This window comes from Streptomyces sp. NPDC053493, from assembly GCF_044544825.1.
Lineage (GTDB): Bacteria > Actinomycetota > Actinomycetes > Streptomycetales > Streptomycetaceae > Streptomyces.
This window is the reverse complement of sequence record NZ_JBITXS010000013.1, coordinates 1-25,908: the sequence shown is the minus strand read 5'-3', so window position 1 is coordinate 25,908 and position 25,908 is coordinate 1. Positions and strand designations below refer to the sequence as shown.

At 73.3% G+C, this 25,908-nt stretch carries 26 protein-coding genes; 15 read left to right on the top strand and 11 right to left on the bottom strand.

Going from position 1 to position 25,908, the window contains the following annotated elements; translation table 11 throughout:
* Positions 1–27: 27 nt before the first annotated feature.
* From ACIGO8_RS29295 to hutI, 3 genes are read left to right on the top strand one after another with little or no spacing between them, the layout of a single operon-like run.
* Positions 28–1,287 carry an allantoate amidohydrolase gene (locus tag ACIGO8_RS29295; protein ID WP_399737141.1) on the top strand — a complete coding sequence of 420 codons (1,260 nt, stop codon included), beginning with the start codon at positions 28–30 and terminating at the stop codon, positions 1,285–1,287.
* Positions 1,278–2,618: a formimidoylglutamate deiminase gene (locus ACIGO8_RS29290; protein ID WP_399736913.1), complete on the top strand. Its 1,341-nt coding sequence runs from the start codon at positions 1,278–1,280 to the stop codon at positions 2,616–2,618. The genes ACIGO8_RS29295 and ACIGO8_RS29290 overlap by 10 nt, the downstream gene beginning before the upstream one ends.
* A 17-nt stretch (positions 2,619–2,635) precedes the next feature.
* Positions 2,636–3,883 carry an imidazolonepropionase gene (gene hutI / locus ACIGO8_RS29285; RefSeq protein ID WP_399736911.1) on the top strand — a complete coding sequence of 416 codons (1,248 nt, stop codon included), beginning with the start codon at positions 2,636–2,638 and terminating at the stop codon, positions 3,881–3,883.
* An 89-nt stretch (positions 3,884–3,972) separates the two neighbouring features.
* Here hutI and ACIGO8_RS29280 read toward each other — a convergent pair whose 3' ends face one another.
* The 3 genes from ACIGO8_RS29280 to ACIGO8_RS29270 all read right to left on the bottom strand — a co-directional run bounded on the left by ACIGO8_RS29280 (position 3,973) and on the right by ACIGO8_RS29270 (position 5,679).
* On the bottom strand, positions 3,973–4,245 hold the full coding sequence (locus tag ACIGO8_RS29280; RefSeq protein WP_399736909.1) for a hypothetical protein: 273 nt from the start codon (positions 4,243–4,245) through the stop codon (positions 3,973–3,975).
* A gap of 201 nt (positions 4,246–4,446) precedes the next feature.
* Positions 4,447–4,794 carry a VOC family protein gene (locus ACIGO8_RS29275; RefSeq protein ID WP_399736907.1) on the bottom strand — a complete coding sequence of 116 codons (348 nt, stop codon included), beginning with the start codon at positions 4,792–4,794 and terminating at the stop codon, positions 4,447–4,449.
* A gap of 36 nt (positions 4,795–4,830) precedes the next feature.
* Positions 4,831–5,679, bottom strand: a complete 849-nt coding sequence (locus tag ACIGO8_RS29270) for an RNA polymerase sigma factor SigF (protein WP_399736905.1) — start codon at positions 5,677–5,679, stop codon at positions 4,831–4,833.
* A gap of 170 nt (positions 5,680–5,849) precedes the next feature.
* Here ACIGO8_RS29270 and ACIGO8_RS29265 point away from each other — a divergent pair, with 170 nt between their 5' ends.
* The 6 genes from ACIGO8_RS29265 (at position 5,850) to ACIGO8_RS29240 (ending at position 10,945) form a co-directional block, all read left to right on the top strand.
* Entirely contained in the window at positions 5,850–6,215 is a 366-nt protein-coding gene (locus tag ACIGO8_RS29265) for an STAS domain-containing protein (protein WP_399736903.1), read from the top strand.
* Positions 6,216–6,317: 102 nt separating this feature from the next.
* Complete coding sequence (locus tag ACIGO8_RS29260) at positions 6,318–6,746, top strand: ATP-binding protein (protein WP_399736901.1); 429 nt, start codon at positions 6,318–6,320, stop codon at positions 6,744–6,746.
* Positions 6,747–6,976: 230 nt separating this feature from the next.
* On the top strand, positions 6,977–7,630 hold the full coding sequence (locus tag ACIGO8_RS29255; RefSeq protein ID WP_399736899.1) for a peptidase: 654 nt from the start codon (positions 6,977–6,979) through the stop codon (positions 7,628–7,630).
* The gene (locus ACIGO8_RS29250) at positions 7,630–8,460 is read left to right on the top strand and encodes a hypothetical protein (protein WP_399736897.1); all 831 of its coding nucleotides are present in this window, start codon (positions 7,630–7,632) and stop codon (positions 8,458–8,460) included. Before ACIGO8_RS29255 ends, ACIGO8_RS29250 begins: the two co-directional genes overlap by 1 nt.
* Positions 8,457–9,578 carry a hypothetical protein gene (locus ACIGO8_RS29245; RefSeq protein ID WP_399736895.1) on the top strand — a complete coding sequence of 374 codons (1,122 nt, stop codon included), beginning with the start codon at positions 8,457–8,459 and terminating at the stop codon, positions 9,576–9,578. The genes ACIGO8_RS29250 and ACIGO8_RS29245 overlap by 4 nt, the downstream gene beginning before the upstream one ends.
* A gap of 14 nt (positions 9,579–9,592) precedes the next feature.
* Positions 9,593–10,945: a hypothetical protein gene (locus ACIGO8_RS29240; protein ID WP_399736893.1), complete on the top strand. Its 1,353-nt coding sequence runs from the start codon at positions 9,593–9,595 to the stop codon at positions 10,943–10,945.
* 72 nt (positions 10,946–11,017) lie between these two features.
* On the opposite strand, the gene ACIGO8_RS29235 is transcribed toward ACIGO8_RS29240, so the two are convergent.
* Positions 11,018–12,538 (bottom strand): peptide MFS transporter, encoded by a 1,521-nt coding sequence (locus tag ACIGO8_RS29235; RefSeq protein ID WP_399736891.1) that lies wholly within the window; start codon positions 12,536–12,538, stop codon positions 11,018–11,020.
* A 426-nt stretch (positions 12,539–12,964) separates the two neighbouring features.
* On the opposite strand from ACIGO8_RS29235, the gene ACIGO8_RS29230 reads away from it, so the two are divergent.
* Positions 12,965–13,642: a response regulator transcription factor gene (locus tag ACIGO8_RS29230; RefSeq protein WP_399736889.1), complete on the top strand. Its 678-nt coding sequence runs from the start codon at positions 12,965–12,967 to the stop codon at positions 13,640–13,642.
* A gap of 12 nt (positions 13,643–13,654) precedes the next feature.
* The gene (locus tag ACIGO8_RS29225) at positions 13,655–14,926 is read left to right on the top strand and encodes an ATP-binding protein (protein WP_399736887.1); all 1,272 of its coding nucleotides are present in this window, start codon (positions 13,655–13,657) and stop codon (positions 14,924–14,926) included.
* A gap of 30 nt (positions 14,927–14,956) precedes the next feature.
* On the opposite strand, the gene ACIGO8_RS29220 is transcribed toward ACIGO8_RS29225, so the two are convergent.
* The gene (locus ACIGO8_RS29220) at positions 14,957–15,472 is read right to left on the bottom strand and encodes a GtrA family protein (protein ID WP_399736885.1); all 516 of its coding nucleotides are present in this window, start codon (positions 15,470–15,472) and stop codon (positions 14,957–14,959) included.
* A 185-nt stretch (positions 15,473–15,657) separates the two neighbouring features.
* Between ACIGO8_RS29220 and ACIGO8_RS29215 the strand changes: the two genes are divergently transcribed.
* Genes ACIGO8_RS29215 through ACIGO8_RS29205 form a run of 3 tightly spaced genes read left to right on the top strand, consistent with a single transcriptional unit; the run spans position 15,658 to position 18,531 of the window.
* The gene (locus tag ACIGO8_RS29215) at positions 15,658–16,809 is read left to right on the top strand and encodes a 5-(carboxyamino)imidazole ribonucleotide synthase (protein WP_399736883.1); all 1,152 of its coding nucleotides are present in this window, start codon (positions 15,658–15,660) and stop codon (positions 16,807–16,809) included.
* A gap of 34 nt (positions 16,810–16,843) precedes the next feature.
* Positions 16,844–17,341 carry a 5-(carboxyamino)imidazole ribonucleotide mutase gene (gene purE / locus ACIGO8_RS29210; protein ID WP_399737139.1) on the top strand — a complete coding sequence of 166 codons (498 nt, stop codon included), beginning with the start codon at positions 16,844–16,846 and terminating at the stop codon, positions 17,339–17,341.
* The gene (locus ACIGO8_RS29205) at positions 17,338–18,531 is read left to right on the top strand and encodes a dipeptidase (protein WP_399736881.1); all 1,194 of its coding nucleotides are present in this window, start codon (positions 17,338–17,340) and stop codon (positions 18,529–18,531) included. Before purE ends, ACIGO8_RS29205 begins: the two co-directional genes overlap by 4 nt.
* A 162-nt stretch (positions 18,532–18,693) precedes the next feature.
* Here ACIGO8_RS29205 and ACIGO8_RS29200 read toward each other — a convergent pair whose 3' ends face one another.
* From ACIGO8_RS29200 to ACIGO8_RS29180, 5 genes are read right to left on the bottom strand one after another with little or no spacing between them, the layout of a single operon-like run.
* Entirely contained in the window at positions 18,694–19,665 is a 972-nt protein-coding gene (locus tag ACIGO8_RS29200; protein WP_399736879.1) for a hypothetical protein, read from the bottom strand.
* Positions 19,662–20,951, bottom strand: coding sequence for a protein phosphatase 2C domain-containing protein (locus ACIGO8_RS29195; RefSeq protein WP_399736877.1), 1,290 nt, complete (start codon positions 20,949–20,951; stop codon positions 19,662–19,664). Before ACIGO8_RS29195 ends, ACIGO8_RS29200 begins: the two co-directional genes overlap by 4 nt.
* 10 nt (positions 20,952–20,961) lie before the next feature.
* Positions 20,962–21,627 (bottom strand): VWA domain-containing protein, encoded by a 666-nt coding sequence (locus ACIGO8_RS29190; RefSeq protein ID WP_399736875.1) that lies wholly within the window; start codon positions 21,625–21,627, stop codon positions 20,962–20,964.
* Between the two features lie 15 nt (positions 21,628–21,642).
* On the bottom strand, positions 21,643–22,125 hold the full coding sequence (locus tag ACIGO8_RS29185) for a hypothetical protein (protein ID WP_399736873.1): 483 nt from the start codon (positions 22,123–22,125) through the stop codon (positions 21,643–21,645).
* On the bottom strand, positions 22,122–23,423 hold the full coding sequence (locus tag ACIGO8_RS29180; protein ID WP_399736871.1) for a methyl-accepting chemotaxis protein: 1,302 nt from the start codon (positions 23,421–23,423) through the stop codon (positions 22,122–22,124). The genes ACIGO8_RS29185 and ACIGO8_RS29180 overlap by 4 nt, the downstream gene beginning before the upstream one ends.
* 212 nt (positions 23,424–23,635) lie before the next feature.
* Here ACIGO8_RS29180 and ACIGO8_RS29175 point away from each other — a divergent pair, with 212 nt between their 5' ends.
* The gene (locus ACIGO8_RS29175) at positions 23,636–24,286 is read left to right on the top strand and encodes a tellurium resistance protein (protein WP_399736869.1); all 651 of its coding nucleotides are present in this window, start codon (positions 23,636–23,638) and stop codon (positions 24,284–24,286) included.
* A 37-nt stretch (positions 24,287–24,323) separates the two neighbouring features.
* On the opposite strand, the gene ACIGO8_RS29170 is transcribed toward ACIGO8_RS29175, so the two are convergent.
* On the bottom strand, positions 24,324–25,661 hold the full coding sequence (locus tag ACIGO8_RS29170) for a UDP-glucose dehydrogenase family protein (protein ID WP_399736867.1): 1,338 nt from the start codon (positions 25,659–25,661) through the stop codon (positions 24,324–24,326).
* Positions 25,662–25,908 lie beyond the last annotated feature (247 nt).

The following is a 25,908-nucleotide window of genomic DNA, read 5'->3' as shown; positions in this document are numbered from 1 at the left end:
CGACCTCTCCAGCCTCGCCCCCGGCGCCTGGAGCTCCGTCTTCATGCAGTTCCCCCCCCCCCCCCCCCCCCCCCCCCCCGGGGGGGGGCCCCCCCCCCCCCCCCCCCCCCCCCCCCCCCCGCCTCCGGCGGCTACCGCCGCTACGCCTGGACCGGCGCCGACGCCGACTGCCGGCTCTGGTTCCGCATGCAGGCCGAGGCCCGCCGGCTCGACGTCGAGACCGACCGCAACGGCAACCAGTGGGCCTGGCTCGGCGACCCGGCCGCCGGCGACGCCGTCGTCACCGGCTCCCACCTCGACTCCGTACCCGACGGCGGCGCCTTCGACGGCCCGCTCGGCGTCGTCTCCGCCTTCGCCGCCCTCGACGAACTGCGGGCCCGCGGCGTCTCCTTCAGGCGCCCGCTCGCCATCGTCAACTTCGGCGACGAGGAGGGCGCCCGCTTCGGGCTCGCCTGTGTCGGCTCCCGCCTCACCTCCGGGCAGCTGACCAAGGAGAAGGCCTTCGAACTGCGCGACGCCGACGGCGTCAGCCTCCCGCAGGCCATGGAGGCCGCCGGACTCGACCCGTCGGCGATCGGCGCGGACCCGGAGCGGCTCGCCCGCATCGGCGCCTTCGTCGAACTCCACGTCGAGCAGGGCCGCGCCCTGGACCTGTCCGGCGACGCCGTCGGCATCGCCTCCGCCATCTGGCCGCACGGCCGCTGGCGTTACGACTTCCACGGCGAGGCCAACCACGCCGGCACCACCCGGCTCGTCGACCGGCGCGACCCGATGCTGCCGTACGCCGAGACCGTCCTCGCCGCCCGTCGGGAGGCCGAACTCGCCGGCGCCGTCGCCACCTTCGGCAAGATCGCCGTCGAGCCGAACGGCGTCAACGCCATCCCCTCGCTCGTGCGCGGCTGGCTCGACGCGCGCGCCGCCGACCAGGAGTCCCTGGACGCCGTCGTCGCCGGCATCGAGACGGCGGCCCGGGAGCACGCCGTCCGCGGCGGCGTCGACCTCGCCGTCGTACGGGAGTCCTTCACGCCGGTCGTCGAGTTCGGGCACGCGCTGCGCGACGAGATGAGCCGGATCCTGGGCGAGTCCACCGGCGACAAGGTCCCGGTCCTCGGCACCGGCGCCGGACACGACGCGGGCATCCTGTCCGCCTCGATCCCGACCGCCATGCTGTTCGTACGCAATCCCACGGGCGTCTCGCACTCCCCGGCCGAGTTCGCGGCCGAGGACGACTGCGTGGCGGGCGTCCGCGCACTCGCCGACGTACTGGAGGGCCTGGCGTGCAGGTGACCACCTACTGGCTGGAGCACGCCTGGCTCGGCACGAACGCCGAGCCGGGCGTCGCCCTGGACGTGTCCGCCGACGGCCGGGTCGCCGCCGTCCGCACCGGCGTGGACGCCCCGCCGCCCGGCGCCGTCGTCCTGCGCGGCTTCACCGTCCCGGGCCTGGCGAACGCCCACTCGCACGCCTTCCACCGGGCGCTGCGCGGCACCGTCCAGGTCGGCTCCGGCACCTTCTGGACCTGGCGCGAGGTCATGTACACGGTCGCCCAGCGGCTCACGCCGGAGACCTACTTCGACCTCGCCCGCGCCGTCTACGCCGAGATGGCACTGGCCGGCATCACCTCCGTCGGCGAGTTCCACTACCTCCACCACGCGCCCGGCGGCACGCCCTACGCCGACCCCAACGCCATGGGCGAGGCCCTGATCGCGGCCGCCGCCGAGGCCGGCATCCGCATCACCCTCCTCGACACCGCCTACCTCTCCTCCGGCTTCGGCGCGGCTCCCGAACCCCACCAGCTCCGCTTCACCGACGGCACCGCCGAGAAGTGGGCCGAGCGGGTGAGCGCCCTGAAGGAACGCGAGGGCGTACGACTCGGAGCGGCCGTCCACTCCGTGCGCGCCGTCCCCGCCGACCAGCTCGCCACCGTGGCCCGGTGGGCGCAGGACCGGCAGGCGCCGCTGCACGTCCACCTCTCCGAGCAGACCGCCGAGAACGACGCCTGCCAGGCGGCCCACGGCCGCACCCCGACACAGCTGCTCGCCGACCACGGCGTCCTCGGCCCGCGCACCACGGGCGTCCACAACACCCACCTGACGGACCAGGACATCGCGCTCATCGGCGGCACGTCCACCGGCACCTGCATGTGCCCCACCACCGAACGCGACCTCGCCGACGGCATCGGCCCCGCCGTCGCCCTCCAGCGCGCCGGCTCCCCGCTCTCCCTGGGCAGCGACAGCCACGCCGTCATCGACCTCCTGGAGGAGGCGCGGGCGATGGAACTCGACGAGCGCCTGCGCACCCGCACCCGCGGCCACTGGACCGCGGCGGCGCTGCTGCGGGCCGCCACGGAGGACGGTCAGGCGGCGCTCGGCTGGACCGACGCGGGCCGGCTCGAGCCGGGCGCGCTCGCCGACTTCACGACGATCGCCCTGGACTCCGTCAGGACAGCGGGACCGGTGCCGCGTCTGGCAGCCGAGACGGCGGTATTCGCAGCGTCGGCCGCGGACGTCCGGCACACGATCGTGGGCGGCCGCCATGTCGTACGGGACGGGGTCCACCGGTCCGTACCCGACGTGGCCCGGGCCCTCGCGGACTCGATCGCCGCCCTGCGCGGCTGAAGGAGACACCCCTCACCATGGACAGCAGCCCCGCGGCGACGAACAACCCGCCGGCGACCTCCGCTCCCACGAGCGCGAACAGTGCCGTGGCGACGAACGCCACCGCCATCGTCAACATCGCCAGCCTCGTCACCAACGATCCCTCCCTCGGTGATGGAACCCCCCTGGGCCTGATCCAGGACGCGGCCGTCGTCATCGAGGGCGACCGTGTCGTCTGGGTCGGTGAATCCAGCAAAGCACCCGCCACTGACAACCGGGTCGACGCCGGCCGCCGGGCCGTGATCCCGGGCTTCGTCGACTCCCACTCGCACCTCGTCTTCGCCGGCGACCGCACCGCCGAGTTCAACGCCCGGATGTCCGGCCAGGCGTACGCGGCGGGCGGCATCCGCACGACCGTCGCGGCCACCCGCGCGGCCACCGACGCCGAACTGTCCGCGAACGTGGGCCGGTTCATGGCCGAGGCGCTCCGCCAGGGCACCACCACCTTCGAGACCAAGTCCGGCTACGGCCTCACCGTCGAGGACGAGGCCCGCGCCCTGCGGATCGCCGCCGAGCACACGGACGAGGTCACCTACCTCGGCGCCCACATCGTCTCGCCGGACTACGCCGACGACCCGGCCGCGTACGTCGCCCTCGTCACCGGCGAGATGCTGGACGCCTGCGCCCCGTACGCCCGTTGGGTCGACGTCTTCTGCGAGAAGGGCGCCTTCGACGGCGACCAGGCCCGCGCGATCCTCACCGCGGGCCAGGCGAAGGGCCTGCGGGCCCGGGTGCACGCCAACCAGCTGTCGTACGGCCCCGGTGTGCAGCTCGCCGTGGAACTGGACGCGGCCAGCGCCGACCACTGCACGCACCTCACCGACGCCGACGTCGACGCGCTCGCCTCGGGCAACACGGTCGCGACGCTCCTGCCCGGCGCCGAGTTCTCCACCCGCGCCGCGTGGCCGGACGCGCGCCGGCTGCTCGACGCGGGCGTGACCGTCGCGCTGTCCACGGACTGCAACCCGGGCTCGTCCTTCACCTCGTCCGTCCCCTTCTGCGTCGCGCTCGCGGTCCGCGACATGAAGATGACGCCGGACGAGGCGGTCTGGTCCGCCACGGCGGGCGGCGCGGCGGCCCTGCGCCGCACGGACGTCGGCCGGCTCACCGTCGGCGCCCGCGCCGACCTCGCCGTCCTCGACGCCCCGTCCCACGTCCACCTCGCCTACCGGCCGGGCGTGCCGCTGGTCGCCGAGGTCTGGCGCAAGGGCGTACGCACGGTCTGACCCGGCCCTCAGCCCGGCGCGCGCGGGAAGATCTCACCGCGCCGGGCCACGGGGCCTGCGCCGGCCCGCTCCAGCGGCTGACCAGGCGCTCAGGCCATCCACAGAGCCGCCCGCCGGTGCCGCGCGGGCGGCACGTCCACCCGGTCCGCCGCCTCGACGTCGAGGGCGCGGCCGGGACGGTTCACGAGACCCACGAGCCGCCCGGCCCGCGCGCGCAGCCGCTGCCTGGCCCGCCGTTCTTCCTCCGCCGCCCATCGGGCGACGGACGGGTCCCGACCATAGCGGGCGAAGGAGCGCACCTCCACCGCGCGGCGGACCGTGGAGACCCGGCCCCGTGCGTCGTACCGCAGGCCGTACAGCACGTGGGAATGCCAAGGGCCGCCGCAGCGTGCGTCGGCGGCGGGTCCGCGAGTGGGGCGGAAGTGGTGGGCGGTGCGGGACACCGGGCCTCCGTGGGCAGGATCCGCCGGGGCTTTCCCGGAGGGCCGGCCGAGCCGACGGGCCCGTCGCCGGGCGCGGGGCGGTGGGTGGGGTGGCGTGCGGGTGCTGGTCTCAGCGGTGTCTCACCCGTGGGAGAGGACGTTGACGACGCGGCCGTCCGGGTCGCGGACGAAGAAGCGGCGGACGCCCCAGGACTCGTCCTGGAGCGGGTGGACGATCTCCGCGCCGGCCGCGCGCACGGCCTCGTAGACCGCGTCGACGTCCTCGACCTCCACGCTCAGGTCGGGGTCGACCGGGGCGGTGGCGTCGCGGGTCATCAGGCTGAGCTGCGCGGCCGGGACGGCGGGGGAGGCGAGGGTGGAGATCCAGCCGTGGTCCATGACCGGCTCGAGGCCGAGCCGGGCGTAGAAGTCCCGGCTCTCCTCCGGTCTGCGGACGCGCAGATTCGGTACGACGCGGCGTACGGACACGTGGGCTCCCTCCGGCGGCCTCCCCACCCTACGGGCTCAGTCCTCCGCCGTCAGGCCCTTCCGCAGCCGCTTCAGCGTCCGCGCGAGCAGTCGCGAGACGTGCATCTGGGAGATGCCGAGCTCCTCGCCGATCTCCGACTGGGTGAGGCCGGCGGTGAAGCGCAGCGACAGGATGCGGCGCTCGCGGGCCGGCAGCGAGGCGATCATGGGCTTGAGTGACTCGATGTACTCGATGCCCTCCAGACCGTGGTCCTCGTAGCCGAGCCGGTCAGCGAGGGTCACACCGCTGTCGGAGTCGTTCTCCTCGGGCGGGGCGTCGAGCGAGCTCGCGGTGTACGCGTTGGCGGCGGCCATGCCCTCGACGACCTCGTCGGTGCCGATGCCCAGCTCGCGGGCGAGCTCCTCGACGGTGGGCGCGCGGTCCAGGCGCTGGGCGAGCGCGTCGCCGGCCTTGGCCAGCTCGAGGCGGAGTTCCTGGAGCCTGCGCGGGACGTGCACCGACCAGGAGGTGTCCCGGAAGAAGCGCTTGATCTCGCCGATGATCGTCGGCATCGCGAACGTCGGGAACTCGACGCCACGGGTCAGTTCGAAACGGTCGATGGCCTTGATGAGGCCGATCGTGCCGACCTGGACGATGTCCTCCATCGGTTCGCTGCGGGTGCGGAACCGCGAGGCGGCGAACTTGACCAGGGCCAGGTTGAGTTCGATCAGGGTGTTGCGGACGTACGCGTACTCGTGGGTGCCCTCCTCCAGGTCGCCCAGGCGGGCGAAGAGGGTCTTCGAGAGAGCGCGCGCGTCCTGCGGCGCGATCTCGTCGACGGGCGGAATCCGCGGCAGTTCCAGGCGTTCCTTTACGTCGAGCCGGGGGGACATGCTCTCCTCCATCGTTGGACTGGGTGCGGTGTGCGGCGCCTCCGTGGCCGGCTATGTGGAAGGTGTGCTTCTAGCCCTACCTGGTCGAGCGGGATGGTTGCAAGTGGCAATTGTCCTGTTTGGGAGCTTTTAGGGTGGAGCTTGTGTGCGGCGGACGCCGGTGCGCTTGTATGGTTCGACGCATGTACCGCCAACACATCGGCAGCACGCCCGAGCGACTCCGGGTCGAGGTCCGGACCGTCGGGGCGAGCGAAGTGCTCACCCCGGTGGGTGAGCTCGATCACCACACCGCCGAGCTGTTGCGTGCGCCACTCGACCGGGCGCTCGACGAGGGACGGACACGCCTCGTACTCGACTGTTCACGGCTCGAGTTCTGTGACTCCACCGGACTCAACGTCCTGCTCGGCGCCCGGCTGAGGGCCGACGCCGAAGGCGGCGGGGTCCATCTGGCGGCGATGCGGCCCGCGGTGGCCAGGGTCTTCGAGATCACCGGCGCGGACGCGGTCTTCACGGTCCACGCCACGCTCGACTCGGCCCTTCCCGACTGAGCCTCCCGCGGCCCCGCCCGCCCGCTCTCCGCCCCGGCCTTCCGGGGTCCCTGTGTCCTGAACTCGTCAACCAGTTGAATCGGTGAGGTAGGTGAAGCGCTGATGGAGTCCGCCTCCGGCGACCCCGACGTCCGCACCCTCGCCCTCGGGGAGGCCAGCGGCACCGTTCCGCTCGCCCGCGACTTCACCCGGCAGGCGCTGTACGACTGGGGCTGGCTGCCCGCCGCCACCGCCGACCGCAGGGCCGCCGCCGAGGACGTCCTGCTCGTGGTCTCCGAACTGGTCACCAACGCCTGCCTGCACGCCGAGGGGCCGGAGGCGCTGCGCGTGGTCCGCCGGGACGGGGTGCTGCGCCTGGAGGTCGCCGACCGCGGCGCCGGCCAGCCCGCGCCGCGCTCCCCGCACCGGGCCGGACGGCCGGGCGGGCACGGCATGTTCATCGTGCAGCGGCTCTGCCGCGACTGGGGCGTCGATCGGGTGCCGGGCGCTCCCGGCAAGACGGTCTGGGCGGAACTCGCCGCCCCGGCGTAGCGCGTGGCCCGCCGGCTCCTGAACCGGAGCCCGTAGGCCAGCCCGTAGACCCGGCCCGTGACGTCGGCCCCGTGACCCCGGCCCCGCCCCGGGCCCTGCGCCGTACTTTCACACGCCTCTCTCTTCCCTCCACAACGCCTCGGGCGTACCTTGACGGCCAATCTGATAGACCGTCAGCAATGTTGCGGTGAGGGGTGCTCGAGGTGCCGTACCGGAGGAGAACAGCCAGTGTGCTGACGGCGGCGGTTGCGGTGGCGGGCTCGGCCGTCCTGCTCTTTGCCCCCGCCGCCCACGCCACCGTCGTCGACGTCGACTACGCCTGCGAGACGAAGATCGGCCCCAAGAGCGCCGTCTCGCCCGTCGACGTCAAAGCCGTCAAGAACGGCGACGCGTACACGATCACGATGTCCTTCGACAAAGGCGTCTCCGACAGCCCCGTCGAGCTGCCCAAGGGCGTCATGACGCCCCGCGCCGAACTCGTCCTCGGCGGCGCCGGCAGCGGCAGGGTCCAGGTCAAGGGCGTCCCCAACGAGGCGCTGATCCCGGCCAACACGCCCATCAAGATCGGGCAGTTGACGGGCACGTACACCCCGAGGAAGAGCGGCAAGGTCACCTTCACGGCCGGCACGCTCACCGTGCACGCGCTCGGCATGGACGCGGCCGTCTGCAAGCCCACCAACAGCCCCAAGCCCTCCCTGGAGCTGGACGTGACGGCGGCGGGCGGGTCCGACGACCCCTCCGGCGGTACGGGAACGGGCGACGGCGGCCAGTTGCCGAAGACGGGCCCGCTCGACTCGGCGACCGCGCTCGGCACCCTCGGCGGCACCGTGCTCCTGGCCGGCACGGCCGGCGTCCTCTGGCTCACCCGCCGCCCGGCCCGCTGATGCGGGCGGCCACGGCCGGCGCCGCCCTGCTGACCGCCCTCCTCGCCCCGGCCCCGGCCTGGGCCGCGACCCCGGTCGCGCCGCCCGAGGTGGCCGCGCCGGCCTCTCCCGCCGCGGCCCGCTGGAGCGTCGCGGCCGCCGCCGGGCGGCCGTACGTCTATCTGGAGGGTGCGGCCGGCAGCGTCCTCCAGGACACGCTGTCCGTCACCAACACCGGCGCCGAGCCGCTCACCGTACGGCTCAGCGGCCAGGGCGCGAGCGTCGCCTTCGCCGCGCGTGCGGTGACCGTGCCCGCCAGGACCCGGGCGGACGTGCCCTTCGCCGTGACCGTCACCGCGGACACGCCGCCCGGCGAGCACCGCGGCGCGGTACGGGCGAGTGCCGGCGGCCGGGAGGCCGTCGTCCCGCTCCACCTGCGCGTCAGCGGGCCGCGGCTCGGCGCGCTCACCGTCGAGGACGTCCACGTCGACCGCTCGGACGGCTCGGGCGCGGGCGTGCGCTACACGCTCGTCAACCGGGGCAACACCGTGCTCGCCCCGCGCCTCGCCGTACGCGCCGAGGGCCTGCTCGGCATCGTGCTCGACCGCCCCGAACGCGCCCTCGCGCTGGTCCTGCGCCCCGGCGAGCGGGTCACCCGCACCGAACCCTGGCCCGACCCGCCCGCGCTCGACTCGGTCACCGTCCGGCTCACCGCGGGCGCGCCCGGAGCCGCGCCCGCGACGGCCCGCACGGACGCCGCGTTCGCCTCTCCGACGGGCCTCGGCGCCGCCGCGGCCGTCCTCCTCGCGGCGGCGGGCGCGGCCACGTACGCGATACGGAGGAAACGATGACGTACCCGCGTACGGCGACGGGCGCGCCGCTCACCGCCCTGCTCACCGCCCTGCTCGCCGCCCTGCTCGCCGCCCTTCTTCTCGTCCCGCTCGTCCTGCTGCCCGCGGCCCCCGCCGCCGCGGCCGGGCGGCCCGAGGTCGCGCTCTCGCAGGACCAGGGCGGCAAGGGCGGCGAGATCACCGTCAGCGGCTCCGGCTGGAAGCCGGGCGCGCTGCTCATGCTGCTGATCTGCGGCCAGTCCGCGCCCGGCAAGGGCGTCATCGGCGGCACCAACTCCTGCGCCAACACCGACGGCCGCGCCGCCACCGTCGACGCCAAGGGCGCCTTCAGCCAGAAGCTGCCGGTCGCCGAACCGCCCAAGCCGTGCCCGTGCGTGGTCCACGTCGCCGGAGTGACCGGCCAACCGGACACGGTGGACGTGGCGTTCACGGTCGCCGGCCATCCGACCGCGCCGCTTCCGGAGGACTCCGGCAGCGGCGGCCGGCTCGTCGTGCTCACCTCGGCCCGCCTGGAGGGCTCCAGCGGCGTCCTGGTCTGGTTCGGCGCGCCCGCCCGCCGCGAGGTGGTCCTCACCCTCGGCAACCTCGGCCAGACGCCGGTCAAGGACCCGGTCTTCGAAGTCGGCAGCAGCCACGGCGTGTTCGCGCCGCGGTACGACGAGCGGCAGTGGCGCGGCACGATCGAGCCGGGCCGCAAGGCGCTGGTGAGACTCCCGGTCGAACTGACGGCGGGCGCCCACGGCGACTACCAGGTCTCGGTCCGCTACGGCGGGAAGGTGATCGTCGAGCAGCCGTGGGGCGTCGGACGCCCGTGGGGCGTGACGCTCTTCTGGCTGCTGCTCGCCGTCGTCGTGCCGGCCGCCCTGTTCCGTATCGGCATGGCGGTCGTGGACCGGGTCCGGCCGGCGCCCGCCGTGCGCCGCCCGCGCGCCCGCCGCGCCGTCCGCCCCGTCCGTACCCTCCGCGCCGTTCCTCGGCCCGGACAGGGCGCCGCCGCCGGACCCGCGCCCGAGGCGGTGGCCGCCACCGCCGAGGACCGGCCGACCGCGGTCCTGCCGTGGTTCACCCCCGACTCCGCACCGTCAGAGAACAGCCCGACGACGAAGGGACACCAGTGAGCACGCAACGGAGGATGAGCGCGGCCGGGGTCGCGCTGATGCTCGGCGGCGCGGGGATCCTGCTGACCGCGAGCCCCGCCCTGGCCGCCGAGGTCTCGTACAAGACCGAGTGCATCCCGCCCTCCATCTCCGGCCTGCCGCCGGTGCAGGGCACCACGAAGGTGCAGATCACCGCGCCCGCGGAGGCGAAGGTGGGCGACGAGGTCGAGGTGGTGTGGAAGACGGTCCAGGCCGCCTCCAAGAACCCCGACATCCTCGACCTGGAGAAGGACACGGTGAAGCCGACCGGCGTCGTGAAGATCGGCGGCGCGGCGAGCGGCACCCTGACCGTGGACGGCCCGCGGCAGAACCCGCCCATCCCGAAGAACAGTCCGATGGTCCTGCCGGACATGAAGGGCAAGCTGAAGCTGGAGGAGGCGGGCGAGATCACGCTGACGCCCGACAAGTACACGATCAACGTGTCCAAGCCGATGTCGACGGACACGAAGTGCTCGCCGAAGGAGACGGTGGCGGTCGGCGCCACGATCAAGGTGACGGCGGGCGGCGGCGCCTCCGGCGGCAGTTCCTCGGGAGGCAGCTCTTCAGGAGGGAGCACCTCCGGAGGCAGCAGCACCTCCGGCGGCAGCACCTCCGGCGGCGGCTCCACCTCCTCCGGCGGTACGACGTCCTCCGGCGGTACGACGTCCTCCGGAGGCAGCACCTCCGGCGGGTCCGCCTCCGGCGGAGGCGGCGGGCAGACCGACTTCCCCGGCAAGGAGGTCGCGGTGAACTTCACCTGCCAGGCCCCCGGCCCGTCCTCCATCACCTCCAAGGTGACCGTCAACGCCAGGAAGAACGGCGGCTCCTACGACCTCACCGTCAAGACCGCCAAGGGCGTCATGAACAGCCCGGCCGCCCTGCCCAAGGGCGCGCTCAAGCCCTCCATGGCGGTCAGGATCGGCGGCGCCGACAGCGGCACGGTCACCGTCACCGGCGCGCCCAACCCGGCCCCGCTGGAGGCGGGCAAGCCCGTCGACCTGACCGACATGACCGGCACGTACAAGCCCGGCGCCAGCGGCAAGGCCACGCTCAGCCCGGGCAAGCTGACCATCAGCGTCTCGCTCGGCGGCTCGCCGATCGTGATCCCGTGCGAGGTCAAGGGCTCCGTCCAGGCCTCGCTCACCCTGGACACCGAGAAGCAGGCCGGCGGCGCCTCCGGCGGCAGCGGCGGCGCGACCACCGCCTCCGGCGGCTCGGGCGGCGGACTCGCCGACACCGGCGCCGCCGACGACGGCGCCCTGCGCGCCCTCGCCCTCGTCGCGGGCACGGTGATCCTGCTGGGCGGCGCGGTCTTCACCTTCACCCCGTGGGCGCGGCTGCGCCGCTGACGCTCCCGGGAGAACGGCGGAGGGCCGCCGCACCGAATCCGGTGCGGCGGCCCTCCGTACGGACCTACGAGCTCAGTGGACGCTGCCCATGAGCGCCTGGACCTTCTTGCGGTACATGTAGATCGCGAATCCGGCGACGACGGCGAGCGCCGCCTGCAGGGCGATGATCCCGGTCCCGTTGAGGTCCACGCCCGCGATGGAGAGCAGACCCGTGGTGCAGTCACCGGCGGTGACCGCGAGGAACCAGACACCCATCATCTGGGAGGCGTACTTCTTCGGCGCCATCTTCGTGGTGACGGACAGGCCGACCGGAGAGAGGCACAGCTCACCGATGGTCTGGATCATGTAGATCGAGACGAGCCACATCGGGGAGACCTTGGTGCCGTCGCCCGCCATGTTCATCGGGACGATGAAGACGAAGAAGGAGATGCCGACCAGGACGATGCCCATCGCGAACTTCACGATGGTGTTCGGCTCCTGGTTCTTACGGGCCAGCCACAGCCACAGCCAGGCGAAGACCGGGGCCAGCGCCATGACGAACAGCGGGTTCAGGGACTGGTACCAGGTGGCGGAGAAGCCGAGGCCGAAGACCGTGTCGGCGGTCTTGTCGTCGGCGAAGAGCGACAGGGTCGAGCCACCCTGGTCGTAGATCATCCAGAAGACCGCGGCGGCCACGAAGAACCAGATGTAACCGGTCACACGGGACTGCTCGGACCGGTCGAGGTCCTTGTCGCGCTTGATGCGGGCGAGGACGGCGATCGGGATGATCAGGCCGGCGAGGGTGAGCGGCACCAGGGCCCAGTTCAGGGTGTACATGCCCAGGGCGACGACCGCGCCGTAGAAGACGGCGGCGAGGACCAGGACGAGGCTGACCTTGACCAGGATGCCCTTGCGCTCCGCCGGCGTCAGCGGGTTCGGGACCTCGCTGCTCTTCGGGTTGAGGCTCTTGCCGAAGGCGAGGAAGACGGCGAGACCCAGGCCCATGCCGACCGCGGCGAGCGCGAAGCCGAGGTGCCAGCTGACTTCCTTGCCGATCGTGCCGATGAGCAGCGGGGAGACGAAGGCGCCGAGGTTGATGCCGATGTAGAAGAGCGTGAAGCCACCGTCACGGCGCGGGTCGTCCGGGCCGTTGTAGAGGTGACCGACCATCGTCGAGATGTTGGCCTTGAGCAGGCCGGAGCCGACGGCGACGAGCGCCAGGCCCACGAAGAACATCGCCTGGCCGGGCAGGGCCAGCGAGATGTGACCGGCCATGATCACGAAGCCGGCGATGGCGACGGTCTTGCGGGCGCCCCAGACGCGGTCGCCGAACCAGCCGCCGGGCATGGCCATGAGGTAGACCATCGACACGTACACGGAGTAGATGGCCGTGGCCGTGGCCGCCGTCATGGCGAGACCGCCACCCTGGCTGCCCTTGGCGGCGTCGACGCCGCCGGAGACCAGGTAGTAGACCAGCAGGGCCCGCATGCCGTAGTAGGAGAAACGCTCCCACATCTCGGTGAAGAAGAGGGTGGTCAGGCCGCGGGGGTGGCCGAGAAACGTCTTCTGGTACCGGGGCATTCCGGTGGAAGCCGTCGTCAGGCTGGACGCCATGTCGATCCTTGCTCTGTCGGGACGCGCGCCTTGTGAGCGGAGAGCGCCCGGTGGGGGAGGCCGGCACCGGCGGGGAGCGATCGCGCCCCTCCGGGATCCACGCCCTGGCGCCTTCTTCGCGCCGTAGGACCCGGCCCACAGGTCATTCACTGTCCTCAAGGCCGCCTGGGCCGCCTTGTGCAGAAAAGAGACCCTTGGCGCACCAACACGACCAAAGGTCCCCGATTACCGCTACAGAACTCTCGCCACCATACGGCACGACACTGCCTGATATGGAAGGACTTGAGAGATGGATCACAGGCGGTTCTGGAACCAACTTCCCTCATTCGAAGGTCATGAGGAAGTTACGCTCCAAGATCCACAGGCTTCCCCGCCGCCCCGTGGATCACGCCCCGACCGCCCCGCGCCGCGGACTACCATCACCTCATGACCCGTGTACTGCTCGCCGAGGACGACGCCTCCATCTCGGAACCGCTGGCCCGCGCCCTGCGGCGGGAGGGATACGAGGTCGAGGTGCGCGAGGACGGCCCGACCGCCCTCGACGCCGGACTCCAGGGCGGAGTCGACCTGGTCGTGCTGGACCTCGGCCTGCCCGGCATGGACGGCCTGGAGGTCGCCCGGCGGCTGCGCGCCGACGGCCACACGGTGCCGATCCTGGTGCTCACCGCCCGCGCGGACGAGGTCGACACCGTCGTGGGCCTCGACGCGGGCGCCGACGACTACGTCACCAAGCCCTTCCGGCTCGCCGAGCTGCTCGCCCGCGTCCGGGCCCTGCTGCGGCGCGGCGCCACCGAGCCGGCCGCCGCGCCCCCCACCCACGGCGTGCGGATCGACGTCGAGTCGCACCGCGCCTGGATGGGCGACGAGGAGCTCCAGCTCACCGCCAAGGAGTTCGACCTGCTCCGCGTCCTGGTCCGCGACGCCGGCCGGGTGGTCACCCGCGACCAGCTGATGCGCGAGGTCTGGGACACCACCTGGTGGTCCTCCACCAAGACCCTCGACATGCACATCTCGTGGCTGCGCAAGAAGCTCGGCGACGACGCGGCGAACCCGCGCTACATCGCCACCGTCCGCGGCGTCGGCTTCCGCTTCGAGAAGAGCTGACCCGATCCCGCCATGCGCCGCCGTCTGATCAACTCCACGCTCGCCGTGGTGCTCGTCGTCATCGCCGTCTTCGGCGGCTCGCTCGTCATCGTCGAGACCCGCACGATCTCCAGCAGCGCCCAGGAGAGCGTGGACTCCGAGGCGCTGCGCATCGTCTCCATCGTCGACAGCCGGCTGGTCGGCGGCGAGCCGGTCAACCCGGACATCCTGGCCGAGCAGAGCGGCGCCAAGCGGTACGCGCGGATCCACATCCCGGGACGCGAGCCGATCGAGATCGGCACCCCGCCCACCGGCCGCGTCATCCGGGGCGTCGCCGAGGGCGAGCGCCGCGAGACGGTCGTGGTCGAGGAGTCCCGCTCCGCGATCACCTCCGAGGTCCTCCGCACCTCCCTGACCACCGGCGCCGTGGCCCTGCTGTGCGTGGTGGCCGCCGTGCTCCTCGCCGTACGGCAGGCGAACAAGCTGGCCTCGCCGCTCACCGACCTCGCCGAGACCGCCGAGCGGCTCGGGTCCGGGGACCCGAGGCCGCGGCACAAGCGGTACGGGGTGCCCGAGCTGGACCGGGTCGCGGACGTGCTCGACGCCTCCGCCGAGCGGATCGCGCGGATGCTCACCGCCGAGCGCCGGCTCGCCGCCGACGCCTCCCACCAGCTCCGTACGCCGCTGACCGCGCTCTCCATGCGCCTGGAGGAGGTCGCCGTCGCGGACGACCTCGACACGGTCAGGGAGGAGGCGACGATCGCGCTCACCCAGGTCGAGCGGCTCACCGACGTGGTCGAGCGGCTCCTGACGAACTCGCGCGACCCGCGCACGGGCTCCGCCGTCGCCTTCGACCTGGACGAGGTGATCAAGCAGCAGATCGAGGAGTGGCGGCCGGCCTACCGCAGCGCGGGCCGGGCCATCGTGCACTCCGGCAAGCAGGGCATGCGGGCCGTCGGCACCCCGGGCGCGGTCGCCCAGGTGCTCGCCGCGCTGATCGAGAACTCGCTCATGCACGGTGGCGGCACGGTCGCGCTGCGCACCCGGGTCACCGGCAACCAGTCCGTGATCGAGGTGACCGACGAGGGCCCCGGCGTCCCGGCCGACCTCGGCGCGCGGATCTTCGAGCGGGCGGTCAGCGGCCGCAGCTCCACCGGCATCGGCCTGGCGGTCGCCCGGGACCTCGCGGAGGCGGACGGCGGGCGTCTGGAGCTGCTCCAGCAGCACCCGCCGGTGTTCGCGCTGTTCCTGAGCCGCGAGGTCAGGAGCCGTACGGAACCGGCCCCGGAACGCCCGGTGCGCTGACGCGCCCGGCCCGCCGGCCCGCGTACGACGTCAGACCCGGTCGGGCTGCTTGCGGGTGGCCTGGCGGGGCGCCTGCTCCAGGAACGATTCGGCGGTCTGTACCGCCTCCTTCGCCGGCAGCGCCCGGAACACCCACGTGCGGTACGACCAGAAGCGGAACAGGGTCGCGACGCCGATGCCGAAGAACTTGAAGAAGTTGCTCTGCAGCGGCGTGTCCCAGCCGAAGCCGTACGTCGCCGTGTACAGCACGCCGTTCTCGATCACCATGCCGATGACGCTGAACAGCAGGAACAGCGCCAGTTCCTTGGTGCGGCCCGACTTGTCGCGGTCGCGGTACGTGAAGTAGCGGAACCCCACGTAGTTGAAGAGGATCGCCACGACGGTCGCGATCACGCTGGCCCGCACCACGGGCAGCTCCGTGACGTGGCGGACGAGGTTGAAGACGCCCAGGTTCACCCCGACGCCCAGTCCGCCGACCACGCCGAACTTGGCGACCTCGCGGACGAGCCGGTCCAGTCGCAGGCGCAGCGCGCCGGGTTCACTCATCGTGATGGCTCTGTCCTGTCGGTTCCGGATGGGGCGGCCGACGCCGCTACGACGTCAACCCAGCCATGCTAACCACCCGGCCTGTCACCCGCCTGTGATGCTCGCGATCCGTGCGCGAGCCCACTCCGACTGTGACAAAACACAGCCGGACGAGGGTCCGGAACTTGTGCGGATACCCTAAGAGGGTGACGTTTCCGGTAGTCGGCATGGTCGGCGGCGGTCAGCTCGCCCGTATGACCCACGAGGCGGGCATCCCCCTCGGCATCAAGTTCAAGCTCCTCAGTGACACCCCGCAGGACTCCGCGGCCCAGGTGGTCAGCGACGTCGTCATCGGCGACTATCGCGACCTGGACACGCTGCGTGACTTCGCGCGCGGCTGTGACGTGATCACCTTCGACCACGAGCACGTGCCCGCGGAGCACCTCGCGGCCCTGGAGGCGGACGGCATCGCCGTCCGGCCCGGCCGCGCGGCCCTCGCGCACGCCCAGGACAAGGGGGTGATGCGGGCGAGGCTCGACGAGATCGGCGCGCCGAGCCCGCGGCACCGCATCGTGGCCGACCCGGCCGACGCGGCGGCCTTCGCCGCCGAGGGCGACGGCTTCCCGATCATCCTCAAGACCGTGCGCGGCGGCTACGACGGCAAGGGCGTCTGGTTCGTCCGCACGCCGGACGACGCCCACGACGCCTTCAAGGCCGGCGTGGCGGTGCTCGCCGAGGAGAAGGTCGACTTCGTGCGCGAGCTCGCCGCGAACATCGTCCGCTCCCCGCACGGCCAGGCCGTCGCCTACCCGGTCGTCGAGTCCCGCCAGGTCGACGGCGTCTGCGACACCGTGATCGCGCCCGCGCCCGAGCTGGACGACGAGCTGGCCGGCCAGGCGCAGGAGCTGGCGCTGCGCATCGCGAAGGAGCTCGACGTCGTCGGCCACCTGGCCGTGGAGCTCTTCGAGGTCGTCGACGCCGACGGCACCCACCGCATCCTCGTGAACGAGCTGGCCATGCGCCCGCACAACTCCGGCCACTGGACCCAGGACGGCGCGGTCACCTCGCAGTTCGCCAACCACGTGCGGGCCGTCCTCGACCTGCCGCTCGGCGATCCGCGCCCGCGCGCGAAGTGGACCGTGATGTGCAATGTTCTCGGTGGCGACTTCCCGGACATGTACCAGGGGTACCTGCACTGCATGGCCCGGGACCCGCAGCTCAAGATCCACATGTACGGCAAGGACGTGAAGCCCGGTCGCAAGGTGGGCCACGTCAACACCTACGGCGACGACCTGGACGACGTGCTGGAGCGCGCCCGTCACGCCGCCGACTACCTGCGAGGAACGATCGTTGAGTAACACGCCCGCTGCGAACCCGCTCATCGGCATCGTCATGGGCTCCGACTCCGACTGGCCCGTCATGGAGGCCGCGGCGCAGGCCCTGGACGAGTTCGAGATCCCGTACGAGGTCGACGTCGTCTCCGCGCACCGGATGCCGCGCGAGATGATCGCGTACGGCGAGGAGGCCGCCGACCGCGGCCTCAAGGCGATCATCGCGGGCGCCGGTGGCGCCGCCCACCTGCCGGGCATGCTGGCCTCCGTCACCCCGCTGCCGGTCATCGGTGTGCCGGTGCCGCTGAAGTACCTCGACGGCATGGACTCGCTCCTGTCGATCGTGCAGATGCCGGCCGGCGTCCCGGTCGCCACCGTCTCGGTCGGCGGCGCCCGCAACGCGGGCCTGCTCGCGGCCCGGATCCTCGCCGCGCACGACGCCGAACTCCTCACCCGCATGCGGGACTTCCAGCAGGAGCTGAACGACCAGGCGACCGAGAAGGGCAAGCGGCTGCGGGCCAAGGTCGAGGGCGCGGAGTCCTTCGGGTTCGCCCGGTGAGCGCGGCCGAGCGCCTCGCGGAGGCGCGGGAACTCCTCGCCTCCGCTCCCGTGGTCGACGGGCACAACGACCTGCCCTGGGCGCTGCGCGAGCACTGCGGCTACGACCTCGACCGGCTCGACATCGCCGGCGACCTCCGCGGCGCGCTCCACACCGACCTGGCCCGGCTGCGGGCCGGCGGCGTCGGCGCCCAGTTCTGGTCGGTCTACGTGCCGGGCCGCCTCGCCGGCGACGCCGCCGTCAGCGCCACCCTGGAGCAGATCGACGTCGTCGACCAGCTCCTCGCCCGCTACCCGGCGGACCTCGCGCCCGCGCTGACCGCCGACGACGTGGAGACGGCCCGCAAGGAAGGCCGGATCGCCTCCCTCAAGGGCGCCGAGGGCGGCCACTCGATCAACAACTCCCTCGCCACCCTGCGCGCCCTGCACACCCTCGGCGTGCGCTACATGACGCTCACCCACAACGAGAACAACGACTGGGCGGACTCGGCCACCGACGAGCCGCGGCACGGCGGTCTGACCGCCTTCGGCCGCGAGGTCGTCCGCGAGATGAACCGCGCCGGCATGCTCGTCGACCTCTCGCACGTCGCCGCCTCGACCATGCGGGACGCGCTGGACACCACGGCCGCGCCGGTCGTCTTCTCGCACTCCTCGGCCCGCGCGGTCTGCGACCACCCGCGCAACATCCCGGACGACGTCCTGGAGCGGCTGCCCGCCAACGGCGGTGTGGCGATGGCGACCTTCGTGCCGAAGTTCATCCTGCCCGCGGCGGTGGACTGGACGGCCCGCGCCGACGAGAACATGCGCGCCCACGGGCTGCACCACCTCGCCACCACGCCGGAGGCGATGGCGATCCACCGCGCCTTCGAGGCGGACAACCCGCGCCCGGTCGCCACGGCCGCCACGGTCGCCGACCACCTCGACCACATGCGCGAGGCCGCCGGCATCGACCACATCGGCATCGGCGGCGACTACGACGGCACCGCGTTCACGCCGTCCGGCCTCGACGACGTCGCCGGCTATCCGAACCTGGTCGCCGAGCTGCTGCACCGCGGCTGGTCACAGGCCGACCTGGCCAAGCTGACCTGGTCCAACGCGGTCCGCGTGCTGCGGGACGCGGAGGCCGTGGCCCGCGAGCAGCGCGCGCTGCGCGGCCCGTCCGTCGCGACGCTCGCGTCCCTGTCCTCGTAACACCGCCGGAGAGCCGGCGCACCCGGCTGGCCGCGCCGGCCCACCCGCGGGCGGCTCGCCCGGCGAGGAGCCGGCCGGCCCGCGAGGCCAGGTCCCGGCCTGGCCCGCCGCGTCAGGCCCCGGCCTCGGCCGCCCGGTCAGGTCCGGGCCTCGGCCGCCCGGTCAGGTCCCGGCCTCGTCCTCGCTCCGCAGCCGGATCGTGCCCCGCCTGCGGTTCACGTCCTCGTCGAACCGCGAGCGGTCCACGGCCGGCCGCGGCGCGGGCTGCGCCGCGATCAGCCTGATCGTGTCCCGCCCGGCCAGCGCCGTACGCCACTGGCCGAGATCGGGCCGGGTGCCGTACGGCCCGTCCGCCAGCTCCCACAAGCGCCTCACGGCCGTCTCCCGCCGCTCGTCGAGGAGCCCCGCGAGCGGCGACAACGGCTGCGCCGGCGTGACGTACGCGTCCTGGGCGAGGATCCGGCCGATCATCAGGGCCGCCTTGTAGCGGTCGCTGTCGACGCTCACCATGCCGGGCGGAGCCTTCGGGTCCAGCCAGTCGGGCGTGTCCGCCTGGGCGAGGACCGGCGGCCGGCCCGTGATCCGTGCCCCGTCGCAGTCGAGCAGGTGCACGGCGGGATGCGGATCGACCGACCACAGCACATTGGCCTGCGAGAGGTCGCCGACCACGAGCCCCATCGTGTGCAGCCACTGGAACAGGTCCACCAGCGACACCACCAGCGCGTACCGCTCGGCGGGCGTCGGCTGGCGCACCGCCTGCCAGGCGGCCTTCGGCGGACGCAGCAGATACGACAGCTCGATGAGCCTGCCGTCGCCCTTCGCCGACCGCCAGGTCATGGCCGCGGGCGCCCGGCGCATCAGGAAACCGGCCGTCCGGCCGCCGTCCGTGACCCGGCACAGCGGCCAGGCGGTGTCACGGTCGAGCCGCTGCCGGTCGGCCGGCGCGAGTCCCTGACGCAGCGCCACCAGCGCGGCGAGCGCGGCCCCGTCGACCTTGTGCGGCTCCAGGTACTTCTTGAAGAGCAGGCCCTCGGGCCCGCCCACCTCGTGCACCTCGCCCTGGCCGCCGGTCGCGAGCTTCCGCGGCAGCGTGAGGGCGGACTGCTCCACGTCGGCCCCGTCGCCCGCCGTCACGGCAGCGCCTCCCACAGCACGGCGGCGGTGCGGTCGTCGTCGTACGACTTCACCCGGTACTGGAACTGCCAGAGGAAGTCCGCCGGTTCCGGCACCGTGCCGCCGCCCCACGCGGAGCCGAGGAACTCCCGCATGTCCGCCTCGCCCGCCAGCGGTGAGGACAGCCCGTCGGTGGACAGGACGAGGACGTCACCGGGCCGGGTCGTCAGGAGCCGGGCCGACGCCGTACGGGCCAGCGGCAGCGCCGCGGTCCGGGTGTCGATCATTCCCGAGTCCGCCTCCTCCCGCGCGGGGCGTGCGGGCTCGCCGGGCGCGAGGTCCCACCGCCCGTCGCGGAGCAGGGCCGTTCCGCCGTCGCCGACCGTGAACAGGCCCCGGGTGCGGACGCCCGGATCGAGCGGGACGAGCAGGACCCGCAGGGTCGTGGAGTACGCGGCCGGGTCGCCGCCGCTCGTGGACGCGGTGTGCTGCAGCCGGGTGGCGATGCGCTCCACGGTCTGGTCCGCCACCTCCGCGAAGCGGTCCGCGCGGCCGGCGGCCAGCGCCTCGTACACCTCGCCGGCCCACGGGTCGAGGGTCCACGCGGCGATCTGGCAGGCCAGGTAGGCCCCGACATGGGACAGGCGCCGCGAGCCGACGCCGTCGGCCACCGCCAGCATGAGCAGCTCGCCGGCACCCGGCTCGCCGAGCGCGGCCAGGGTCAGCGCGTCCTGCCGCGGCTCGCCCAGATAGCGGTGCGAGTCGCCACGCACGGAGGCCGCCCTTACGGTCAGCGGACCGTAGGCGGCGCCGTCGAGCACGGTGTCGGGCAGCACCGCGGAGGCGTTCCCGTCCGCCACCCGCGGCCGGCCCTGCGGCCCGGGCGGATAACTGGGCGGCTTGCGCCCGCTGTGCCGTGGAACACCGAGCACCGGAGGCCCGGCGGGCCGGTCCGGCGGGGCGGCGGGCGTCTCCTGCCGGGCGGCGGGCGTCTCCGGCAGGGCGACGGGCCGGTCCGGCTGAGCCGCGGGCGTCTCCGGCAGGGCTGCGGGCTTGTCCGGCAGAGCCGCGGCCGTCTCCGGCAGGGCTTCGGGCCGGTCGGGGACGGCGGGGCCGTCCGGGTGCGCGGGCCGGTCGAGGACGGCCGGGCCGTCCGGCTGGGCGGGTCGGTCGGGCAGGGCGGGGCCGTCCTGTGCGGTGGCGTCGTCGACGGCCTCGCCGGCGGCCTCCACGGGCGGGGCCTCCTGGGCCGGGACGGCGGGCGCGGGCCCGTCCGCCGTCTTCTGCTGTTCCGGCTGCTGCTCCATGACCTCGTCCTCAGAGCTTGTCGAGCGACACGGTCGCGAAGCCGGGCACGCTCTCCTCCACGGTCAGCGTGAAGTCCGACGTCCCGTCGGCGGCGATGCTGGTCGCCGACTTCACGATGGACCGGGTCAGGCTGGAGGCGAACTCGCGCAGCGCGGCCGCGGGCGAGACGTTCCGGTCCTGCTGGATGAAGGCACGGAAGTTCGCGACCTGGGCGATGGTGGACTCCTCCGCGTCGCCGACCCCGAAGGCGATGATCTTCGGGCAGTAACGCGACTCCGTCAGGTCCTTGTACGCCTGCTGCCAGTCGTCGTCGGTCGGGATGCCGTCCGACATGAAGAAGGCGACCGGCCGGTAGACCTCGTGGCCCTCGGCCTTCAGGGCGGCGACGTCCGCCTCGATGCAGCGCAGCAGCGTGCGGAAGGCGTTGCCGAACGAGGTGAGGCCGCCGGCCGAGAGCGCGGGCACCTCGTCGATGTCGCTCAGGTCGACCAGCGGCTGGAGCACCTGGGCGTCGGTGGAGAAGCCGATGAGACAGAAGCGGGTCTTGTCGGCGACGGTCGGATTGGTGCTGATCTCGTGGTGCAGGTCGGGCAGGGTGGTGTTCAGGGCGTCGACGTTGTCGCCGGCCATCGAACCCGACTCGTCGCACAGCAGGTAGAACGGAAGTATCTGCATGGTTCGCTTCCCTACTCAGTACGTGTAGAAGTAGATCTCGATGTCGGCGTGCCCTCCCGAGGCGCCGCCCTTCCAGAAGTCGCGCGTGGTCGCGCCCTTGAACATGCCCGGACGGGCCTTGGCCAGCTGGGCGTTGACCTCGCCCGCGTAGTCGCCGCCCGCGCCCGGGTCGGGATGCCGGCCGAAGGTGAGGACGAACGCCGCCTGGCGTCCCTCGTAGCGCGCGGTGACCTCCCGCAGCCGCGCGCGCATCGCCGCCCGGTCGCCCGCCGCCGCGTCGATGGACACCTTCACCGGCGTACGGGTGACCGCTCGCGGCCCCTTCGGCTTCGGGCTCGCGGAGGCACCGGGCTTCGGGCTCGCGGAGGCACCGGGGCGCGGGCTCGCGGCCGCCAGCGGGTCGCCCTGGTCGCCCATCGCGACGAGGGCGAGGACGAGCAGCATGTCCGCGAACAGCCAGCCGGCCAGGTGCAGCGGGTTGAACCGCGGCGCCCTCACCGCGCCTCGGCCCGATCGGCGACCTGCTCGATGACCTGCTCGGTGCGCCGGTCGGCGACCTGCGCCGCGCTCCGGTCGGCGACCTGCGCGGCGCCCCGCATCTCGACGGCCGCGCCCCGCACCTCGGCCGCCGCGCGCTCCTCGTCGCGGTCGAGCGCGGCCTCCAGGGTCTCGGCCGCCCGGCCGAGCCGCTCGGCCACGACGGCCAGCGCGTCCGCCTGGTCGGCGAACCGGCCCAGCAGCGCCCGCGCGTCCTCGCCGTCGCGGGCCGAGGCCTCGACGAGTTTGGTGAGCCGGCCGAGCACCTGCCCGGACAGGTCGCCCGAGACCTCGAGGCCCGTGGTGAAGGAGCGCTGCGCGGCGGCCAGGGTCAGGACGGAGTCCTCGACCCGCCCGCCGGCCTTCTCCAGGACCTCCCGGACCTCGCCGTTCGTGCCCCGTACGTCCTCCAGTGCCTTGCGCACCATGACGCCGCCGTCGCTCACCGCGGCCTCGATACGGCTCGCGGCCGACTCCAGCGGCCGTACCGCTCCGTCCACGCCGGCCAGCCGCTCCTGCGCCTTGTCCAGCGACTCGCCGACCAGCGTCGCCGCCTGCGTCAGGACCTGCTGGGTCTTGGCCGCCCGGGTGCCGAGCCGGTCGAGGGTGCGCGCGGACTTCGTCAGCTCCTCGGCGAACCGCACCGGGGACGACAGCCGGTGGGCGTGGAGGTGGAGCTGCGCCCGGGTCAGTACGGGCACCAGGCGGCGCAGCAGGTCGTCGGCGCGCTGCTCGGCCGCCTTGTCGCGGCGGGCCGTCTCGGCCCGCCGCCAGCCGTGCAGCACGGCGAGCACGAGCAGGAGGAGAATCGCGCCGGTCGCGAAGCCGGCGACGTGGCCGAAGGTGAAGAAGCCGGTCAGCCGGCCCTCGAAGCCGGACTGCCAGAGCTGGAGGAAGGGCCGGGTGGCGGCCTTCGGGTCCGTGCCGGTCAGGGCCTCGTACGCGCTGGACGCGCGGGTGAGCCCCAGCCAGGTCAGCGCGAGCGGCACGAAGACCAGGCCGCCGAGCAGCGTCTCGAGCCAGCTCCAGGCGGCGTGTTCGCGGGTCTGCGGGACGGTGATGCTCTCCGGGCGGGCGTACGCGCCGAGCAGATCGAGGTCGGTCCACGGGTCGAGCGGGCGGGAGTCGGCGTCCGCGGCCCGCAGCGCCCGGCTCAGCTCCCTCAACTCGTCCGCGCGCGCGGCGAGTTCGGCCTCGCCGGCCAGATTCTCGATGTCCCGGGCCACCGTGTGACGATCCGCCGGAGAACTGACGGGCATGCCCACCCCCACGTGAGAGATCAGGGGGCGCCGCCGTGGGTGCCCGCGCGCTCCCCAGCGCGCCTGAAGCACCTTGCCGTCCCCCGGATGGGAGCAGATCGTAGCCCACTCACCGATACTGTGCCTCTCGAACTTCCGCTCTGCCAGGGAGAACAGACATGCCGTCAGATCGCCCGCGAGGAGTCGTCCGGCTCAGGCCGAAGGAGCCCTCGGTGCCCTCGGTGCCCTCGGAGCGCTCGGAGCCGAGGAAGCCGCAGGATCGTTCGTACGGACGCGAGGAGCGGCCCGCGCGCCGGACCGAGTCCCTGCTGACCAAGGCGGCGCCGCGCGGGCTCGTCGTCGGCAGGGGAGTGCTCCAGGCCAACCTCAACTGGTCGGCCACCACCGGCGCGGACCTGGACCTCGGCTGCCTGGTCGAACTCGTGGACGGATCGGTGCACGTCGTCCAGGCGCTCGGCGACACCTTCGGCGCCCTGGACGCGCCTCCGTACACCCAGCTCGACCAGGACGACCGGACCGGCGCGTCCTCGGACGGCGAGACGCTGCGGACGAACCTGGAGTACCGCGGTCTGATCCGCCGGATGCTCGTCTACACCCTCGTCTACGAGGGCGCGGTGGACTTCCGCAGCCTGGGCGCGGCCGTGACCGTGACGGCGCCGTCGGGAGGTTTCCGGATCCTCCTGGACGACGCCCCGGCCGGTGCCACGGCCTGCGCGATCGCCCTGATCACCGCGGGCGCCGAGGGGATGGCGCTGCGGCGCGAGGTGCGCTGGTTCACCGCGACGCCGCGCGTGAGCAACCAGCAGCTCGTCGACCGGGCGTACGGCTTCGGGGTGGAGTGGGTCTGGGCCACCAAGGACTGAGCGCGTCCGCTCCGCCGAGGACCGGCCGGGCGGGCCGTCAGGCGCGGGGGCGGCCCATGGCGCGGTAGGTCCAGCCGGCGTCGCGCCAGCGGGCCGGGTCGAGGGCGTTGCGCCCGTCGAGGACGACGGGCGAGGAGACCACGCCCGCCAGTTCCGCCGGGTCGAGACCGTCCCGGAACTCGCGCCACTCCGTCAGGTGCAGCACCACGTCCGCGCCCCGCACCGCGTCCAGCGCCGAGTCCGCGTAGGCGAGCGTCGGGAAGAGCCGGCGCGCGTTGGGCATGCCCTTGGGGTCGTAGACGGTGACCTGGCCGCCCTGGAGGTGGATCTGGCCCGCCACGTTGAGCGCGGGCGAGTCGCGGACGTCGTCCGAGTCCGGCTTGAAGGTCGCGCCGAGCACCGCGACCCGCTTGCCCAGGAAGCCGCCGCCGAGCGCCTCGCGGGCCATCTCGACCATGGACGCGCGGCGCCGCATGTTGATGGAGTCGATCTCGCGCAGGAAGGTCAGCGCCTGGTCGGCGCCCAGCTCGCCGGCCCGGGCCATGAAGGCCCGGATGTCCTTGGGCAGGCAGCCGCCGCCGAAGCCGATGCCGGCGCGCAGGAACTTCGAGCCGATCCGCTCGTCGTGGCCGATCGCCTCCGCCAGCTTGGCGACGTCGCCGCCGGCCGCCTCGCACACCTCCGCCATGGCGTTGATGAAGGAGATCTTGGTGGCGAGGAAGGAGTTGGCGGAGGTCTTCACCAGCTCGGCGGTCGGGTAGTCGGTGACGACGAACGGCGACCCCTCGGCCACCGGCACCGCGTAGACCTCGCGCAGCACCTTCTCGGCCCGCTCGCCGCGCGCGCCCTCGGGCACGCCGACGACGACCCGGTCCGGGTGCAGGGTGTCCCGTACGGCGAAGCCCTCGCGCAGGAACTCCGGGTTCCAGGCGAGCTCGACGCCGTCGGGCAGCAGCGCGGCCAGGCGCTGGGCCGAGCCGACGGGCACGGTCGACTTGCCGACGACGAGCGCGCCCGCGCGTACGACTCCCGAGAGCGAGGTGAAGGCGGCGTCGACGTAGCTCATGTCGCAGGCGTACTCGCCGTGCTTCTGCGGCGTGTTGACGCAGACGAAGTGGACGTCGCCGAAGGCGCCGACCTCCTCCCAGGAGGTGGTGAAGCGCAGCCGCCCGCTGGAGCCCTCGATCCCGTCGACGTGTCGCGCGAGCAGTTCCTCGAGGCCCGGCTCGTACATCGGGACCCGGCCCGCCGCGAGCATCTCGACCTTCTCGGGCACGACGTCCAGGCCGAGCACCTCGAAGCCGAGTTCCGCCATGGCCGCGGCGTGGGTGGCTCCGAGGTAGCCGGTGCCGATCACGGTGATCTTGAGGGCCATGCGGACTCCAGTGGCTCCGTTGGGGGTCGGGCGGAATGCCGTCCCGAGCATAGTCGGGGCCTGGATCGGGGCCCGGTCACGCCCTACCATTTGGGTTACTTAACGGTAGTTAGCAAGCGTGGGAGTGTGTGACGGTGGCGGGATCCGCTGATTTCGACCTGTATCGCCCGTCGGAGGAGCACGAGATGCTCCGGGAGACGGTCCGTGCGCTGGCGGAGGCGAAGATCACGCCGTTCGCCGCGGCGGT

What these genes read in the sequence shown, in the direction of transcription:
- hutI (WP_399736911.1), top strand. Translation starts at nt 2,636, where the DNA reads ATGGACAGCAGCCCCGCGGCGACGAACAACCCGCCGGCGACCTCCGCT.
- ACIGO8_RS29270 (WP_399736905.1), bottom strand. Translation starts at nt 5,679, where the DNA reads ATGGAGGAGAGCATGTCCCCCCGGCTCGACGTAAAGGAACGCCTGGAA.
- ACIGO8_RS29265 (WP_399736903.1), top strand. Translation starts at nt 5,850, where the DNA reads ATGTACCGCCAACACATCGGCAGCACGCCCGAGCGACTCCGGGTCGAG.
- ACIGO8_RS29260 (WP_399736901.1), top strand. Translation starts at nt 6,318, where the DNA reads ATGGAGTCCGCCTCCGGCGACCCCGACGTCCGCACCCTCGCCCTCGGG.
- ACIGO8_RS29250 (WP_399736897.1), top strand. Translation starts at nt 7,630, where the DNA reads ATGCGGGCGGCCACGGCCGGCGCCGCCCTGCTGACCGCCCTCCTCGCC.
- ACIGO8_RS29245 (WP_399736895.1), top strand. Translation starts at nt 8,457, where the DNA reads ATGACGTACCCGCGTACGGCGACGGGCGCGCCGCTCACCGCCCTGCTC.
- ACIGO8_RS29240 (WP_399736893.1), top strand. Translation starts at nt 9,593, where the DNA reads ATGAGCGCGGCCGGGGTCGCGCTGATGCTCGGCGGCGCGGGGATCCTG.
- ACIGO8_RS29235 (WP_399736891.1), bottom strand. Translation starts at nt 12,538, where the DNA reads ATGGCGTCCAGCCTGACGACGGCTTCCACCGGAATGCCCCGGTACCAG.
- ACIGO8_RS29230 (WP_399736889.1), top strand. Translation starts at nt 12,965, where the DNA reads ATGACCCGTGTACTGCTCGCCGAGGACGACGCCTCCATCTCGGAACCG.
- ACIGO8_RS29225 (WP_399736887.1), top strand. Translation starts at nt 13,655, where the DNA reads ATGCGCCGCCGTCTGATCAACTCCACGCTCGCCGTGGTGCTCGTCGTC.
- ACIGO8_RS29220 (WP_399736885.1), bottom strand. Translation starts at nt 15,472, where the DNA reads ATGAGTGAACCCGGCGCGCTGCGCCTGCGACTGGACCGGCTCGTCCGC.
- purE (WP_399737139.1), top strand. Translation starts at nt 16,844, where the DNA reads ATGGGCTCCGACTCCGACTGGCCCGTCATGGAGGCCGCGGCGCAGGCC.
- ACIGO8_RS29195 (WP_399736877.1), bottom strand. Translation starts at nt 20,951, where the DNA reads ATGGAGCAGCAGCCGGAACAGCAGAAGACGGCGGACGGGCCCGCGCCC.
- ACIGO8_RS29190 (WP_399736875.1), bottom strand. Translation starts at nt 21,627, where the DNA reads ATGCAGATACTTCCGTTCTACCTGCTGTGCGACGAGTCGGGTTCGATG.
- ACIGO8_RS29180 (WP_399736871.1), bottom strand. Translation starts at nt 23,423, where the DNA reads ATGCCCGTCAGTTCTCCGGCGGATCGTCACACGGTGGCCCGGGACATC.
- ACIGO8_RS29170 (WP_399736867.1), bottom strand. Translation starts at nt 25,661, where the DNA reads ATGGCCCTCAAGATCACCGTGATCGGCACCGGCTACCTCGGAGCCACC.